This window comes from Desertivibrio insolitus, assembly GCF_017355965.1.
GTDB lineage: Bacteria > Actinomycetota > Actinomycetes > Actinomycetales > Microbacteriaceae > JAFIQW01.
Genome location: NZ_JAFIQW010000015.1, coordinates 1 through 471, shown reverse-complemented (window position 1 = coordinate 471; position 471 = coordinate 1). Strand labels below are relative to the sequence as shown.

At 32.9% G+C, this 471-nt stretch carries 1 protein-coding gene; it reads left to right on the top strand.

From position 1 onward, the window contains the following. On the top strand, window positions 1-471 hold a 471-nt coding region (locus tag JUB10_RS14440), incomplete at both ends, for a hypothetical protein (RefSeq protein ID WP_207457892.1).

Genomic DNA, 471 nt, shown 5'->3' with positions numbered 1-471 from the left:
AAAAAGAATTTACCTAAATCAAATTATGCTGTAGAAACAGATGATGTTATTGCATTATTACAGCATTTAAACGATATATTAGATTATCGTCAAAACATCTTATCATCACAGTATGATGAAATAGGTATAGACGCATATAAAGCTGGTATGACGCCTATCGTATTGTTTTATGATGAGTTAGCAGCGTTTGTGATGACGTTGACTGATAAAAAAGTAAAAGCTGATTACGACAGTTTGATTAAAAACTTAATTTTAAAAGGGCGTAGTGCTGGTATTAATGTTGTTTTATCAATGCAGAAACCTTTAGCTACAACGATTTCTACAGATATACGCGATCAACTTAGTTTTAGGTTGGTTCTAGGTAAAAACACACCTAAAGATACACGACGTATCGTGTTTGGCGAGAGTGATAATCAAATTGTCATGACCGATAATATGCCTATTTCCGATAATTGGGAGACTGAAAAAATC